We start from the raw sequence: 16088 nt of genomic DNA, 5'->3' as shown, positions 1-16088 counted from the left end.
CGACCCCTGCCATTGATAGATGTGCTGATTGCCAGTCAAGAATTTGAACATTGCGTGCGCCCTGTCTACCGGAAATCGACCGATCGGCGCACCGTCAGTGTCTGCACCTTGATAATCGCACCCAGCTCCTGCGTCGGGGTGCGTTCCCAACATTCCATCCGCTAGACAAAGATATATGCCGCAAGCATTTGGACCCGCGGCATATTAATTTCCGAGACAGGCGTTACTCAGCAAGTGTGTCGGGCTGGCGATTTTCCCAAGTTGTAAGGCACCCACAAGTGAGCGGATTGCTCGTGATTATTTTTTTTCTGGCGTGATGTCTTCGATTGTTTCCTTGCCTTCGAGCGGCACCATGACAATGTCTTTGCCGTCGACGTTCATCTTCATCAAGTCAACCGAGCGGATTTGGCTATTATCGTAGGTTCGGACATAGTAACGTTTAGCCTTGAGATCTGCCGCTCCCGTCCAGGTCGTATAATCAGACACGACATTGCCGTGCTCGTCTTTTGTACCGTCGCGCGCCGACCCCTTCGGAATATCGAAATTGTTCAAAATGTGGAACGCTTGGAAAATAGCGTCATCACCTGTCTTCGATGGAGGCGCGGCCTGCGTGAACGCAACTGCGCGGACGAAGCGAGAAGGCGGAGTGAAGTCACCTGGCAACCCAAGCATACCATTGCCTTGACCAGTCGGCTCAATGGTCACCGAGCCGAGTTGCATGGGTTTCATGGTAGTCATGGACAGGTTCACATACTGTCGCAGATTGTTCATATGGAAATCGTAACCCGGCGTGTTCGTAATGACACCGAGCGGGGCGTCATATACATTGAGCTTGCCGCCAACATATTCTAATACAATGCCGTTCCCGGAAGCATCTTGCACGATATAGTGTACTTCCGGAGCAAAACCCCAACTTGAGAACGTGACGGACGGCACCACGATCTTGCCGATATTGGCCTTCACCTCATCGACGCTCGCGAAGTTTTCCAGAATGTACGAAGAAACTTCCCATTGTGCGATAGTCTTGTCGGAAACGTCCGGAGTATAGGGCATATAGCCTGCGGAAGTCGGGAAATAGAATGTTCCCGATGACAGGCCTTTCTCATTCACACCGTCGAACAAATAGGGCAAGCCTGCTCCGTTCATTCCCACGGAAGCGTATTTCGCGGTCCATTTAAGGCCGGGTTTACCGTCCGGCGTTGTGCCGGTACGGGCATAACCACGCGGCACCATCATGATATCCGATTTCAGATCCAGGCCAAACTCTAACGTCCGCGCGTGGACGACCGTTCCGTCCTCCGCAACCAACTTGATCCCGGTGCACGCATGTGCGCTTGATGCCAGGCTGCCGATCAAAATTGCGCCAGCCGTGATACTGGACGCAATTTGTTTCAGAATTGATTTTGTCGCCATTCGTGTGAGTCCTCGTCTTATCTCTGGGATAGATTTGTCATCGGGGTGCAAAGGGAGATTAGAATTGCATCGACACACCCAGCACCGGACCGTGCTGGGTAACGTCCCATTTGAAGCCTCCGTCTTCATAGTTTTGATACAGCGCGCGGTAGCCCACGCGGATGATGGAGCTGTGCCCAAGCAATGTAGTGCGGTAACCCAGATAACCTTGTCCGTTTAGGCTCAGCTTCGATCCGGCACCAAAACCGCCGACATCGCCTTCCATGAACAGATTCCAGCGCTCAGTCAGATCGATACTTGCACGAGAGCCGATGAATGGGTCGATCCAGCTCTCTTTTCCGGAAAGCTTGTGACCACCGCCCTCGATTTTTGCTGTCAATTGCGTCCAGCGAAGACCCACGGTCGGTTCGACAGCAAACGTTCTCGGTGTGCCAGACACGGTTTCTCCGCCAAGCGTGGTCTGGAAGAGGCGATAATAGACGCCACTGCCCAATGTCGTCATTGTCACGCCAGTATTAATATCAATCGGATATACGCTCCGACCGGTCCCGATATTAGCGTATTGACCGTTGAGATAGACACCGAACGATCCGTTTGTTAGCTCAGCCTCGCCCATGAAGGCGAATTTGAGATTTTTAAATGTCTCGTTAAAAGGGACATTGACATCTGCGGGAATTCCCAACACTGCGGCGTTACCGGTAAGCGATGTGCCCCACACATAGGGGCTGAGAATGAGCTTCCAATCATTCTCCCCAACCGGGGCGATGGTACGAACCGTTTCTCTGTCGGCCGATATATCGGCAGCGTAGCCGCGACCGCACGCCAAACTAGTAAATGCCGAAACTAAAGCTGCGCTCAATAATAGACGTGGCACCGCGGCGCTGTCATTGATCTTCATTCCATCCCCTCGCTTCTGTCTCGTGCACCATTGGCCCGACCGGCGTGGTGCCGGAAACGCCCATCGCATTATTCAAAGTCTAATTCGGTGGGGAATCAGGCCGCCGGGACCTGTTACGAGACCATCGGTCACCGCATTAATGAACCGACCGATCACAGAACCCAATTACTTCAATATTAACCCCATGATACGGTCGACGCAGCTACGCTTTGTAAATGGAAGTCAACAGCTAAACGTAGATACCAACGATATCATAACGGAGTTACAGCCCCTCCCCAACGACCAGTCCAACCATTTGCCGGGAAATTTCAGCCACCAGCATGGACGAAATTGGCCCAGAATTATTGTTAGTATACGAACATTGCTTATTAATTATAGAATACACTTTCGGCGTGATGTCTCATATTGTTCTCCCTGCGGTCTCATAATTGTATGCAAACCCGCACCGCGTTACTGGGCTGTGCTCTTGTTAGGAGCATCGGTTTTGTTTAAATCGTCGTATATCGGGAGGGGATGTAATTGACGGATGAGGTTTTCATTTCGACAGAAATGGTCGACGCTGACACTCGGATTGATTTCTGGCGGCAGGCTACAAAGCCGATTTTTGATACTACGCCTGTTTCGGAAGGCGGGGTAAACACGCTGGAGGGGACGATACGGTCTCGTGTTCTCGGCCCACTCCAAATCGGGTTATCGTCGTTCAACGCGCAACGTTATAACCGCGACCGTCGCATCATCATTCAGAGTGGTCTCGATCATTATCTTGTTCAGGTTTTTCTCTCGGGTAGCATGAAGGGTGACTTCAACGGAGTTAGCGTCAACGCGAATGTTGGTGACATCTGTATTCTGGATCTCGCATACATATTCAGGAGCGAAGTCGATGCAGGTTCGAGACTGTCACTTGCCATTCCGCGTTGGGAACTCGAAAAGGAAGTGGGTGCACGAAACTTGCACGGAGCCGTTCTAAGGGCGGAGCACCCTCTGACCAGAATGATCACAACCTGTCTCCGCGAGACAGTCTCTTCTAAAACACTTTTCTCCGAAGCACAGGTCACTGCGGTCCAGGAAGCAGTCATTACATTGTTGTCGGCTGCATTGCGAGGTGAAATGCCCGAAGCGACGCGCACTCCGCGGCCGGGTGCCTTATCTCTCCGACAGCGAGTTTTGGCGTTCATAGAACAGAACATCCATTCGAAAGACCTGTCCCCTGAATTCATCCAGCGTCGCTTTAATGTCTCACGTGCCCATCTCTACCGTGCTTTCGCAACCGATGGCGGCGTAGCCAAGGTCTTGCAGGACAGGCGGCTGGACCTAGCATTGTTGAAACTGACCAGAAAAGGTGGTTCATCTGACTCAATTTCCACAATCGCGGCAAGTCTAGGCTTTTCAAGCGGCAATCAGCTTCTGCGGAGCTTCCGTGCGCGTTTCGGTATGACACCAAGTGAAGCCAGAGAGAAGAACGCGGCCCTTTCTCGAAACATGCAGGGGCCGCTTCATCTGCAAACCCACTTTGCCCAAATACTCAGTCATCGGCTTTCAGATCAACAAAGGACAGGATCGGCCCATGAATAAGCGCAAAGCTATTTCCAAGAAAAAGCGCGAGCGGTTTTGTCCCTGAACTATCCAAGCGCCGATCACGAAGTCCTTCAGCTACAGCATGCGCAACCCGATTGAGTTCCGGTGCTTTCTGACGGCTGCACGAAAAGCCGACTGCTTTGGTTCAAACTTCGCGGGCAATTTCCGGCCTTTCTCGGGTGCCGATTAATAACACTCGGGATTATTTCGTCCAAGCATATACCAATTAACATACGTTAGACCGTTTTTAGTTGCCAGAATGCCAGGCTCGCCGTTATTAAAAAGCAATCCCTTTCGAATTTTGGGTATTTTAGATGCAATCATATCCAGGGTTGGGGTAATGACGATGAGTGACGAAGATCTGGATCAGGCCAGTAAGATGCAATTGCCAGCGCATGCCTATTCAGGGGCATATGCATGGCAAACAAGTTTTTACGATACCGAACTCGATCCGCGCGACTGGTTGGCTGCCATCATCGATGGTTCAGATGATGCAATTATCAGCAAGGACCTGAACGGTAACATTAAAACATGGAACAGAGGTGCCCAGCGATTATTCGGTTACGAAGCGGATGAAATCCTGGGAAAGCCTATTACCGTTCTTATTCCTGACGATCGGTTGCACGAGGAACCAGCAATTCTGGCGCAGATACGTGCAGGAAATCGGGTCGATCATTTTGAAACCGTTCGAAAGAAAAAAGACGCGACGCTCCTTGATATATCTCTGACGATCTCTCCGATCCGGGACGCCGGAGGGACAATTATCGGAGCATCCAAAATAGCCCGCGATATCACGGAGCGACGCAAGGCACAGGAGCAACAGCGCCTCCTGATGGGCGAGATGAACCACCGCATCAAAAACCTATTTGCTTTGGCGAATGCGATTGTTTCATTGAGCGAACGGGAAGCAAAAACGGCTGAGCAATTGCGGTTACGGGTCCAGGCCAGGCTTGCATCACTTGCCAGAGCCCATGAACTCACAATGCCCGGATGGGAGGAGGATGTTACGGCCACCATTCCTTTTCATACGCTTCTTCACACAATACTGCAGCCTTATGATAGCGAGAACATTTCGGTGGCAGGAGCGAACCCAGGGGTGTCTGGACGCCAGCTAAGCAATCTTTCATTATTGCTGCATGAGTTCGCGACCAATGCAGCCAAGCACGGGGCGCTCGCTTCGCCGGTGGGGAAGCTTTTTGTTACTATTGAGGAAACGGATACAACCTTCAAAATTCTGTGGTCCGAGACTCTGGCGAATGCAAATGCGGAATCCGAACATGAGGGGTTTGGCACACGGTTGGAAGCCGCTTTATCAGGTGCACTTGAGGCGACTGTGCAACGGAACTGGCTGGAGACAGGACTTCAAATTGAAGTGGAGCTCCCAAAGGCAGCGTTGGATCTCCATTAGATAAGTAGATCAAGCGAACAAAAATGGCCCGCCAATAAGACGGCGGGACACCCAATTGATACTCGACGGATAATAACAGGTTGTCGTCAGCTAAGAGAAACCGAGTGCGATGTGGCCAACGGCGCAACTGATTGCCAGTCAAGAACATGATCGTCCAATTCGGACGACCAGAAGAGGACCGAAGCAGTCAGTCCGGTTTTCGGGGTTGTGGATGAATTTTGGTCATTGGAACGCTGGTTCAAGTCATTTGAGTTTGAGAATACGTGCCTGATGAAGTCGTCGAGTAGCTGGTGCTATAGTGGGTGCAATTTCCTCATCGCCGCCGACCGCAGACGTATGTGCGATCCAGCGATAAAGCTTATCGAATTAAAACCGCGCAGCAATTACGGAGACAGTGCGAGTTTACCGTAACGTACTTCATAATCACACGTTAATGCGCTGATCTCTTCTGCAGGATTTCCTGGAGATTGCGATGAAGTATTCTCGACGTACACTGCTGAAAATGGGTGCAGCAACGTTTGCGCTCACGGCAATGGAAATTTCGGCCTTTGGGAAGGCCGGTGCGCCGGAGCCAGACGAGGCAACGATTGCCAATGCTTATCTGTATCTGCTGGGGCGCGTCCTTGTTATCAGACAGGAGCATGCAGACCGGGCTGGCGAAGGGTTTGAATATAACAAGATCAAGTACAATCCGCTCGGATCCGCCGACTTCGTCAATCCGAATTTCGATGTCGCCTATCTCGAAGCATGGTTTGCGGTCGATGATCGAACCCCTGTCATATTGGAAATCCCTGAAATCAAGGACCGATACTATACCGCGCAGATATTGGATGAGTGGGGCGAGGTGATCGTCAATATCAATGAGCGTACTTTTCCGTCCAAGCCCTCCGGCAAATTCGCTCTGGTTAAGCCTGGATGGCAAGGCAGCCTACCCCAAGACACGAGCCGGATTGAACTGCACTCGAACAAAGCGAAGATGCTCGGACGGGTTGAACTTAAAGGTGATCCAGATGGCGCTTTAAAAAAGCAAAAAGCGTTCAAGATTACGACGCTGGGCAATCCTGTCATTGACGCTCCGCCGTTTATATCGAAATTTGACAATAAAGATCTGATTGGGGCGGAGATTTTTGACGATATTGACGCCAAGATCGGTAGTGCGTTCGATGTCTCGCCAATTGCTGCTCAGATGCAGCAGCAGGCGCGGTTTGTGTCGGACTATGCCGCATCTTCGCCGGAAGCGCGGGCGAAAGTTGACAAGCTTCTTCGCGAAAAAACCATCCCGCAGTTTATTGATTATGCATTCACCAAAAGCGCGCCCTATCGAAATCATTGGGTAGGCGGTGGCAAGACCGGCAATTACGGTGACAATTATCTTCTACGCACAGTGGCAAACTATGCAGGCATCTGGGCCAACACAACAGATGAAGTGATCTATTTCGTTGCAACACGCGACGCCGAGGAAAAGCCGCTCAATGGTTCCAACAGTTATGTCATACACTTTCCAGCAGACAAGTTACCGCAGGAGGTCGTTAATGCTTACTGGTCGGTCATACTCGTCGGCGTGCCTGATTATCGCGTAACACCTAATGATCTTAAGCGATACAATTTCAATAGTTATTCCGCATTGGACAAGGAAGCTGACGGTTCTTTGAAAATTGCCATCGGTCCAAAACCACCAAAGAATATTCCTGAGACCAACTGGCTACCGTCCCCAGATGGAAAGCCATTTTCTCTGACATTTCGGACCTATGTGCCAAAAGATGCCGTCAAAAATGGGGAATGGGCCCCGCCTGCTGTCACGCCTGCCAAATGATTTTACAGGAGTTGAGCAATGAATAGTTCCGCAGGCTTTATTTTGTTATGCTTTGTATCAGCGGCGATCCCGACAGCGGCCAACGCCGAACCTATTGCTTTGTCGCCCTCAATAGCTGCTTCGATGCCGAATGGTCCCGTTCCCGGCACGAAGATTACAGAGGCCTATGCTCGCCTTGTGGCTCGCGACGCTTATTTCTGGGCATGGCCCCTTGTGAACATGGCCAATCGCCGTGCCTCATACCGTGAAATCCCCGAAAAAATGTATGTCGGAGCGGCTCCGATGGCTCCGTTAAATGAACTGACCATGCTCACAGATTACTTCCCGCCGGATGTACGTCTGGTCGCGTGCCCCAATCAGGATGTCGTTTATGGCGGAGGGCTGGTCGCTCTGGACAAATCGCCTGTTGTTATCCAGGTGCCAGATTTTGGTGACCGGTTTTGGGTTTACCAAGTCGTGGATACCAGGACCGATGGGTTTGCTCAGCTCGGCAAGATGTATGGCACAACGCCGGGCTTTTACCTCCTTGTCGGACCCGACTGGCATGGCGAAATCCCTAAGGGAATTACGAAAGTGTTTCGCGCTTCGACCAATACAGGCAACGTCATCCCGCGCGTTTTCATGGACGACACGCAGGAAGACCGAAGCGAAATACAGAATGTTTTGAAGGGGGTCATGATGTATCCTCTGGATCAGTTCGACGGCACCATGAAGTCAACAGACTGGAAGACGCTGAAAAAAGTTAATGGTGCAGAGGGTGCTGACGCCGAAACGCCGTGGGTGGTTCCGGGCAAATTTTTCGATGCTCTTCCTGCTGCGCTCGCCGATGCGCCACCCTTACCCGGTGAGGAAGCCCGATATGCGCAGGTCAAGGCTGTTATCGAAGCAGTCAAGAAAGACCCAGCTTTGCGCGAAGCTGTTGACGATGAGGCATCGAAAGCTGACGCGGAATTGATAACACCGCTGTTTCAGTTCCGTAATTTTGGCATTCAGTTACCCCATCACTGGAGCACAACAAACAATAACGCTTCTTTCGGAACGGATTACTTCACACGCACAGCCATCGCCAAGTCCAATATTTTTGTCAACGCGCCCACAGAAACGAAATACTTTTATCAGGACCTCGACGCTGACGGCAAACGCCTGGATGGATCGCAAGCATATGAAGTTACATTCGCCAAGGACGAGACCCCACCGGTCAACGGGTTCTGGTCGCTGACGCTTTATAACAAGAATCATTTTTTCGCGCCAAATGATCTCAAGCGGTATTCAATTGGCACCAAGAACAAAACGATGAAATATAACCCAGATGGATCGTTGACCATCCACATCCAGCCAAACTCACCTGGGCCGGACAAGGAGGCCAACTGGCTGCCATCTCCTGATAAAGAAGCTTTCTCCCTCTATGTCCGATCTTATTGGCCAAAAGCTGCCATTGTGGAAGGAGCATGGACACCGCCTGCGGTTACAGCCGTCAAATAGATTGAGAAAATTTCTAGAATTGCAATTGAAGACAATGGTAACTGCTTCGCCGATTCAACTCATAAGCTGGCGTCATTCGCCCACGAAGCGGTTACCAGCTAGGCAAAATGTTTGCTGACCGACCGCTGTTGAGTTTCTCGAAGCTGGCAACCAATCTCGCATTTTGGGCGCAAATCGGACATGATATCTGCTGCGCGCGCCCTGGGGACATAATACACCGATCAGCTCCGTCCTCCCAATGCGAGCCGAGAAGCCAGTCCTGCAAAGACAGTCGCAAGAAAATAGTTGGGTAAACGAGCAAACTTCGGAGGGAGCTTTATACCCCGTTTTGCTCGGCCGACGATCAAAATGACGCTTCCGTTCACCGCAAATCCAATAACGTTCAAAATTGTCGCCAGACCCAACATCTGTAATACGATTGATCCGCTCGCCGGTGATGTGAATTGTGGAAACAGCGCAAGTACGAACAGCGCCATTTTTGGATTGAGGAGGTTGGTCGCCAAGCCTTCCGAGAAGATACGAAGCCTCGACATGCTCGCTACCGCCTTTGTTGAGAGACCGGCCAAAGGATCGCCACGCAACGTTTTGATTGCGAGATAAATCAGATAGGCACATCCCGCCCACCGAACTAATTCATAGGCCGCAGGAACGGTCTTTAGGAGTTGAGCCAAACCGAGCGCTGCAGCGATGGCGTGGCAGTAAGTGCCGCTCGCTATGCCGAAATAGGTGAGGAGCCCGGCCATTCGGCTTTGACTTACGCTACGCGAGGTGATGAGCAGCATGTCCGGTCCCGGCGAGGCGGTTAGAACCAGAGCAGCAGAAGCAAACAGCATAATAGTGGACAAATCCGGCATTGTGTTCTCCTAAAAGTGGATGCCGGAATTCCGCTCTGCCACTACAGGATAGGAAAAGCAAGCCTACTGATCGGCCCTTCTTCAGCTTTGTGCGCAATTGGCGCACTTTGATCGAAGCGGCATTGTGCTTAGCGGAAGTCTTTTCAGCGAGCCAATCATGCAGCGCTCTCGTGACCAAACGCCCGCATGATTGTTTCCAGTTCGGCACCGTGCCATGCGGCAAGGCAGCCGAGGAATGGATGCAGTAAATTATGTCACAAAGGGCATGATATCGATGCCGTCACCTGGAAACACCGTGATATGCGGATGGTCCAGAAACAGCTGTGCCGCAGCCTCGGCGGTTTCAGCTTCCACTACAAGATAACCGCAGAACGGGTTTTTGGCCGCTGCTAAGCCCTGCTTCGTCACCCGCGTCGTCTTCCCCACCATACCGCCGCGATCAAGGATGATTGCTGCATTGCGTTCTTCCCATGCCATCCATTGGGCTATGCCCTTGGCATCGACCGCATCCTGCTCGGCTTTTGACAGGCGTCGAAAGGCTGCGAGGTCTTCCGGATTGATCGTATAGACAGCCAGAAATCGGGGCATTGGCGTTCCTCCCTTGGCAATGCACGTTGTCACATTAGCTTTGCTGCGCGGATATTGACACCGCGTCGATCCTGGCCAGGCGATGAGCGTACAGGGTCGCTTTGCATTGAGCTGTCTCCCGATCAAATGACACACCAACGCTGACTGCAGGGTTTCCGGTTCCAGCAAGGGCCGTGAGGACTTCCGCCAATGAGCCAACTTACCTACACGCCGAAATTTCCCCTCCTCTCTTCCGTCCCGACATGGCAAAGCGATAATCTGTTCAAAAGCTAACGTCGTCATTTCGCGCGCCGCGCAGCGTTCTAATCTCTTGGCGGTAATTTTCGCGCCCGCACGAAAATTCAAACCGACCGGCACACGCCACCACATTTCTGGTTCAACAAGGCGTTTCGGGCGGGTCCGACCGGAATTTCAGTAAGCGGAGCAAATTGAGTGGCGAATTTCTGTTTCTGATTCAAAGTCAAGATTCTTGATCCCTGCCCCCACTGCCCAATTCTCAAATGCCGTGCAGGGACCTGCTATTGAGATGCGCTGATTGCCAGTCAAGAACCCGCGCTCATTCAAATCGGACGTCCGGAATAGGGTCCGAGGCGGCCATTCGGCTTTTTTGCTGTGAATTGGAATAGCTGCTGTCAGGGTATAACGCCGTCAGCCCCCGAGTGCAAAAAATCTCGCCTGCGTTTTCAGGCGGGCTTAGGATGTGCAACTGAAGGGTAATGGTCAGTCTCCGCCCTTCCAGCCTGTTTTCTGCGCCAGCCCTGGTACATGCCATCACCATACCTTGAGCCCCGTTTCCCGGGCTTTTATTTCCGGTCAATTCGTTATAAGGTCCTGGCATAAACTTATAACGCTGCTAACAGGTCGCCTTGCTCGTCAAGAAAGCTCAGATCCACTTAACGTTCACGAAACCAGCCTGCTTTTAGCCAGCCCATTTTTTTCCAACGGAGCTTTATAAAGGATAGGCCGTCAATGGCCTTTTGTTTCTTTAAGCACCGCCAACGTCAAAGACAATGTCGCTGGACGACAGGTCCGCGAGCGACACATTCTCTACGAGGATGCCGAAATCATCAGCACCATTGAAGGAGATGTAGACACCGTCTTCCACGTTGTGTGATGCCGCAAGGAAAGCGTCAAAGTCGTCTATACCTGTAACCCCTTGCGCGGTTTCGGAAAACTCGATCTTGTCGCCGCTTGCAGCATCAAAGTCGAGAATACGATCGACGCCTTCGCCAGATGGTGGAATCAGGAACCAGGAGAAGGTATCAGCACCGGGACCGCCAGTGAGCTCATCCGAACCGCCCCCACCATCATTCTGAAGCCTGTCGTTACCTTCGCCACCGAAAAGCCGATCGTCTCCGCTGCCCTCCAACATGCCTTGATCGACGAGCGTATCGTTTCCGCTCCCACCAACAAGCACGTCATTGCCAGAGGATGATGAAAAGAACGCCTCGTTCGCATCGGAACCAAGAAGCTGGTTGTCCTGATCGCCGGCCACATGAGCGGAGATACCTTCAATATTGACGAAGGTGAGCCCAGTCGCGGTCGTCCCGCTCGCCGCATCAAAAACGATCGGGGTCTCCGAATTACCAAACTCGATCGCCAGTATATCGTAGCCGGCGCCACCATCCACGAAACAGTCTCTGGAGGCGTCTATCCAATCGTCCCCGGCGCCGCCCCGGATGACGTCATTGCCTCCAAAACTGGCAAGCCGGTCGTTTCCGTTGCCGCCATCGAGATAGTCGTCACCATCATAACTGTAAAGGACATCAGCCCCATCGCCGCCAAGGAGTATATCGTCCCCGGCGCCATCGTTCAGCGAGTCGCGGCCAGCACCGCCATCCAGAAAGTCGTTGCCGGTTCCACCTACAAGGTAGTCAGCCCCATCGCCACCCACGAGCATATCATCACCACCGCCACCCATTAACCAATCCGCGCCAGGTCCGCCCTGGATCAGGTCATCTCCTTCGGTGGCGGTTACGTCAAACGAGACCATGGAAGCGTTAAAAGGGTTACTGGAGCCGACTTTTCCAGCAGAGGTATCCTCGAACGTGCTTGGGTAGTCGCCGACATTCACTGGCGCAAGTGTCTCAAAGATGCGTGCGGTTTCAACAGGTACGCCAAAGCCAGCCTGCAGGACTTCGATCGAACCAGGTTGATTGGATTCTTCAGTCTGAGGCATCTCCCAGATCCAATCAACAACCGGGCTAAACGGCAGAGCTGTAACGCGATCTGCTTCTGGACGTTCGACCACGTCTGCATCCTCCTAAAGCTAAATAATAATTGCGTAGATATTTCTGATTTTCTTAACAAAGAGGAAAAGTTTCCTTCCGTCAACAGCACATAAATACTATCAAATTATTTATATATTTGAAATATTTTGCGCCCAAGAAGAGTAATTTAATATTGTTCTTTAAACGCCTTTTAGCCACGCCATCGGATACATGATACCTCGGGAGTACATCCCCGAACCGGCCGTGCAAACCCGGCAGGATCGGTAATTTATTCCTCTTCCGGAGGAATGCTGCCGAGGCCGATCTCATTTCCATCGGGGTCATAATAAATGACCTTACGGACCCCTTCAGCTGGCCGCTCCTCGTCGCTAAAATCGATTCCTCGTTTTGAAATCTCCGCGATCATGGTTTCGAGATCGCTGCACATGATGGTCTGAATCGCGCCGCCCGCACGTTTAGGATCGACGATGATATAAATCCAGCGGTATTCCGCTATCAGCCACACCGCTTCCGTATCGTTCGGGTAAAAATTTGGCGAACTGCCAAGGAAGCGCTGATACCATTCGAGAGAGATCCCAAAATTCCTTACAGGAAGCCCGGCAAACATATGTGTTCCTCGCCCGTAAAGTGCGAATTGATCATCTGCCATCGTCGTCTCCGAACAAGAAAGTGAAAATACGCTCTAAAATGGATAAGGTTGTGTCAGAAAGAGGTTTTTAAACGTCAGCCACAAACGCGCATTTTGACTTTGCCAAATGCTGGTTTATTGCACAGCCAACTTTAACCAGCTCACAATAGTGAAGGATGCTGGCACAGAGTTATCGTGCCAACATCCGGACGCGATAGTTATTCAGCTGCTGACGGCGCTTGATTCCGCGGACGCGAAGGAGCCGTCTTTCTTTTAGGCTTTGGCAAAAGGCCTTCTCGCTGGGCCCTCTTTTTTGCATCCTTGCGAGCACGACGGATTGCCTCACCTTTTTCGCGAACACGCTTTTCTGACGGCTTCTCGTAAGCGCGCCGTGCTTTCATTTCACGAAAGACACCCTCGCGCTGTAATTTCTTTTTTAGGACACGGAGTGCTTGTTCAACATTGTTATCGCGTACGAGTACCTGCAATTTCTATCCTACCCTTGTGATGATTTAGTGTGATCACGCTCAAGTCGCGCTGCTCGAAGCCGTTCAGTCTTTGCATCGACTGCAGCCCTTTCCTTTTCCAGAATGGCTTTGGCTGTCTTGTCGGTAACAGCGTTCTTTGTTTCCATTCTAGTGCGAGGCTGCTTGAAGAGCGTTTCTTTGGTGGGCTCTCCCATATTTTACTCCCCTTCTGGCTATTGGTTGCGTATTTGGATCAGAAAAACAGGACCAAAATAAAAAAAGGCCGGGCTAACCCGACCTTCCAATTGCCTCAACAAGCAGTGCCAGTACATCCGTGGTCAAAGATCGGAGACAACATTTCGTCTCTGATTACAGAGCCTGTAGGTTATCGGCGGCCTTCTTGCCCGAGCGGCGATCAGCTACCAGTTCGAAGCTTACTTTCTGGCCTTCGTTGAGCGAGTGCAAACCTGCACGCTCAACAGCCGAAACATGAACAAACACATCAGGAGAACCATCATCAGGCTGAATGAATCCAAAGCCTTTTGTGCTATTAAAGAATTTTACTGTTCCGTTGGTCATATTGAATATCCTTCAAATCGAACGGTTAAATAATGACGAACATAAATTCGTCGTGAGTTTTACGATTTGAAAGAAAAAGAAGGGCTTTTAATTTTGGCCGCGTCGTTCGATGACAAAATCGATCTCTAACATTTATCTCTTCCATGTCTGTTTTACAAGAGCAGAGCCATTTAAAAGACAATAACGGAACAAAACTACCGAGCTGCCATTGCGTTTTAAAGTGATCCGAAAGGGCCGGAAGCGGGCCGCCCAATCCGTCCTGATGTCTCGGAGGCTGTCATCAACCTAGCATCTCGCCCAGCCATCCGATCGCCAGTCAAAATACGTTACTTTCGCTCATCGAAAAACGCGACGAACATCGTTATCCCGGTCCACCGCACAGCAATAAGGAAGCTCAACTTCTCTATGCGGTGAGCGGTATCGTCTCGATCAAACGGATGTCGGAAGCTGCGTTGTGCCGCCAAGCCGGGCCGTTTGGCCATCTGCTAGACCCGAACACGAGACGAGCGGTATCCAAGGACTGCGAGATGAGCGCATGGTGGTAGAGATCACACCCCTTCTTCGGGAATTGATCCTGAGCTTGTCGACATCGCCAAAACGCCGGGAAGCCACCAGAGTACGAATGCAGTCGTCCGGTATAGGAGCCAGGTTCGAAACAGAAGCGGCTGGAAACGTATCATGCTTTGAGCTACCAGAGCAAAATTTCTAACGTTTATTTTTGATGAAAAATCAATAGCAAGAGGAGAAGCGTCGAACCAAGCACGCACAGCCAAAGTCTTCAGTCAGAAGCCGCGGCGTCGCTGATCGTGATAGCTGTAACCGAGCGTCAGCCGTCGCATTGCAGCCTTATTTGCTTTCTCCTTACATAAGGCGCATCGTGATTATCATGACAGCAATTGAAACGGGTGCTGTCATTCAGGCTTCTAATGCCTGGCCCGCAACAAAGGAGGACATAATGTCTTCCATCGCTTTGAATTCCAGAAACATTGCTATGATTTCGCGCCTTCTTAGGGAGGCTCGTCAACCCGGCGACACGCAGGATTTGCGCACTGATGCCGCACGTTATCTCGCACGTCGATTTCAGGAGGGAACACGTGACGAAGGTCACCTGCAGATCGCCCTGAACCAATTCATCGCGAAACATCGAACAATGGCAAAAGCCGTCGATTGTTGGGACGACGAAGGCGGCGCATTCAAAAGCAAAATATAATGGCTCTTCTATTTCCAAATCCTAGCAGAAGATTCGATAGTTTTGAGGTCGGTGTTCGCTTTGTTGTCTACGATGGAATGAGCTCGGTTTCGTTTCTAATCGATAAAACAGCACTGGAAAAAAGTGGCGCCATCGCAGCAACGGAACCATCGCTTCTTGCTGCCTTCGACGCTTCGAGGAAACTGATCTATGCTATTGCCCTTGAAGTTTACGCTCAGGCTCGGCAAACTTCCTACCGGATCACTGCGGATGACTTGAAGTAGCTCCCTTTCGCTAATCTTGAAGTAAAATGCGAGCCTACCTACTGTCGCATTTCGGCCTCAGTTGCTTTGCTAAAATATAAGGCGCATGGTGCAAGCCTCGACAGCTTTTGAAACGGGCGCTGTCGGTTGCGAGTGGAAACTCCAGCCCCAATACAAGGAGGACAAAATGTCTTCCAAAATTCTCAAGCTCTACTTTGGACCTACCGACTTTCGAATGATGCGTGAAATATTGCGACGCGCCGGCTATCGACTTTACGATACCGCAGAAAACCGAGCCGCACACCAGGCCGCAGCAAAACTGCTCATCGCAGAATTCCAATCTGGTTGTTGGCCATCGCGAGCACCGTCGAAGCGTTCTCAGAGTCACGTAACTGAGAATGTGGACGAATCTCGAGTCGTGATTTGACCCACATAGGAATAATCGCGCGCACAAGAAATGATCAATTGCTTGACAACAGAAGGTTTTCAGAATGTCCAAAGGACAAAAACGCAGTAATCGGGAAATTAGAAAGCCAAAACAAGACAAATCCAAAAAGAAAATTGCGTCAACGGAAGTTGTTGCAGGACGCTTCCCTACCCCAGCCAACGACTTAATAAAAACCAAAAGGCATTAATTAGAACTGTATCGCTCTAACAAGCGAGGCGGGGCGATACGGTAATTCCCCAGAAAACGCCTAGC

Annotated in this window: 15 protein-coding genes; 6 read left to right on the top strand and 9 right to left on the bottom strand. The window is 51.1% G+C overall.

Features of this window, described 5'->3' with window-relative positions; all coding sequences use genetic code 11:
• Positions 1–297: 297 nt before the first annotated feature.
• On the bottom strand, positions 298–1413 hold the full coding sequence (locus FHW00_RS16060) for a linear amide C-N hydrolase (protein WP_078337427.1): 1116 nt from the start codon (positions 1411–1413) through the stop codon (positions 298–300).
• Positions 1414–1471: 58 nt separating this feature from the next.
• Positions 1472–2311 (bottom strand): hypothetical protein, encoded by an 840-nt coding sequence (locus FHW00_RS16055; protein ID WP_445557880.1) that lies wholly within the window; start codon positions 2309–2311, stop codon positions 1472–1474.
• A gap of 519 nt (positions 2312–2830) precedes the next feature.
• Between FHW00_RS16055 and FHW00_RS16050 the strand changes: the two genes are divergently transcribed.
• From FHW00_RS16050 to FHW00_RS16035, 4 genes are all read left to right on the top strand, one after another.
• Positions 2831–3883 (top strand): helix-turn-helix domain-containing protein, encoded by a 1053-nt coding sequence (locus FHW00_RS16050; RefSeq protein ID WP_078337429.1) that lies wholly within the window; start codon positions 2831–2833, stop codon positions 3881–3883.
• Between the two features lie 349 nt (positions 3884–4232).
• Positions 4233–5294, top strand: coding sequence for a PAS domain S-box protein (locus FHW00_RS16045; protein ID WP_078337498.1), 1062 nt, complete (start codon positions 4233–4235; stop codon positions 5292–5294).
• 472 nt (positions 5295–5766) lie between these two features.
• Positions 5767–7107 carry a DUF1214 domain-containing protein gene (locus FHW00_RS16040; protein WP_078337430.1) on the top strand — a complete coding sequence of 447 codons (1341 nt, stop codon included), beginning with the start codon at positions 5767–5769 and terminating at the stop codon, positions 7105–7107.
• Between the two features lie 18 nt (positions 7108–7125).
• On the top strand, positions 7126–8589 hold the full coding sequence (locus tag FHW00_RS16035; RefSeq protein ID WP_078337431.1) for a DUF1254 domain-containing protein: 1464 nt from the start codon (positions 7126–7128) through the stop codon (positions 8587–8589).
• A 221-nt stretch (positions 8590–8810) separates the two neighbouring features.
• On the opposite strand, the gene FHW00_RS16030 is transcribed toward FHW00_RS16035, so the two are convergent.
• The 7 genes from FHW00_RS16030 to FHW00_RS16000 form a co-directional block, all read right to left on the bottom strand.
• Positions 8811–9443: a LysE family translocator gene (locus FHW00_RS16030; RefSeq protein ID WP_078337433.1), complete on the bottom strand. Its 633-nt coding sequence runs from the start codon at positions 9441–9443 to the stop codon at positions 8811–8813.
• A gap of 249 nt (positions 9444–9692) precedes the next feature.
• Positions 9693–10031, bottom strand: coding sequence for a hypothetical protein (locus FHW00_RS16025; protein WP_078337434.1), 339 nt, complete (start codon positions 10029–10031; stop codon positions 9693–9695).
• 985 nt (positions 10032–11016) lie between these two features.
• Positions 11017–12282 (bottom strand): calcium-binding protein, encoded by a 1266-nt coding sequence (locus FHW00_RS16020; RefSeq protein ID WP_078337436.1) that lies wholly within the window; start codon positions 12280–12282, stop codon positions 11017–11019.
• A gap of 248 nt (positions 12283–12530) precedes the next feature.
• Positions 12531–12911 carry a glyoxalase gene (locus tag FHW00_RS16015; protein WP_078337438.1) on the bottom strand — a complete coding sequence of 127 codons (381 nt, stop codon included), beginning with the start codon at positions 12909–12911 and terminating at the stop codon, positions 12531–12533.
• Between the two features lie 197 nt (positions 12912–13108).
• A complete protein-coding gene (gene rpsU, locus FHW00_RS16010) occupies positions 13109–13378 on the bottom strand; it encodes a 30S ribosomal protein S21 (protein ID WP_078337440.1) in 270 nt (89 codons plus the stop codon).
• Between the two features lie 8 nt (positions 13379–13386).
• Positions 13387–13572, bottom strand: a complete 186-nt coding sequence (locus FHW00_RS16005; RefSeq protein WP_078337441.1) for a hypothetical protein — start codon at positions 13570–13572, stop codon at positions 13387–13389.
• A 154-nt stretch (positions 13573–13726) separates the two neighbouring features.
• Positions 13727–13936: a cold-shock protein gene (locus tag FHW00_RS16000; RefSeq protein WP_078337443.1), complete on the bottom strand. Its 210-nt coding sequence runs from the start codon at positions 13934–13936 to the stop codon at positions 13727–13729.
• 955 nt (positions 13937–14891) lie between these two features.
• On the opposite strand from FHW00_RS16000, the gene FHW00_RS15995 reads away from it, so the two are divergent.
• Both FHW00_RS15995 and FHW00_RS15990 read left to right on the top strand, forming a co-directional pair.
• Entirely contained in the window at positions 14892–15146 is a 255-nt protein-coding gene (locus FHW00_RS15995; RefSeq protein ID WP_139364338.1) for a hypothetical protein, read from the top strand.
• A complete protein-coding gene (locus FHW00_RS15990; RefSeq protein ID WP_078337446.1) occupies positions 15146–15409 on the top strand; it encodes a DUF1488 family protein in 264 nt (87 codons plus the stop codon). The genes FHW00_RS15995 and FHW00_RS15990 overlap by 1 nt, the downstream gene beginning before the upstream one ends.
• Positions 15410–16088 lie beyond the last annotated feature (679 nt).

Source organism: Ochrobactrum sp. P6BSIII, assembly GCF_014138065.1.
Taxonomy (GTDB): domain Bacteria; phylum Pseudomonadota; class Alphaproteobacteria; order Rhizobiales; family Rhizobiaceae; genus Brucella.
The sequence above is the reverse complement of the archived record's forward strand: the minus strand, read 5'-3'. Positions and strand labels throughout refer to the sequence as shown.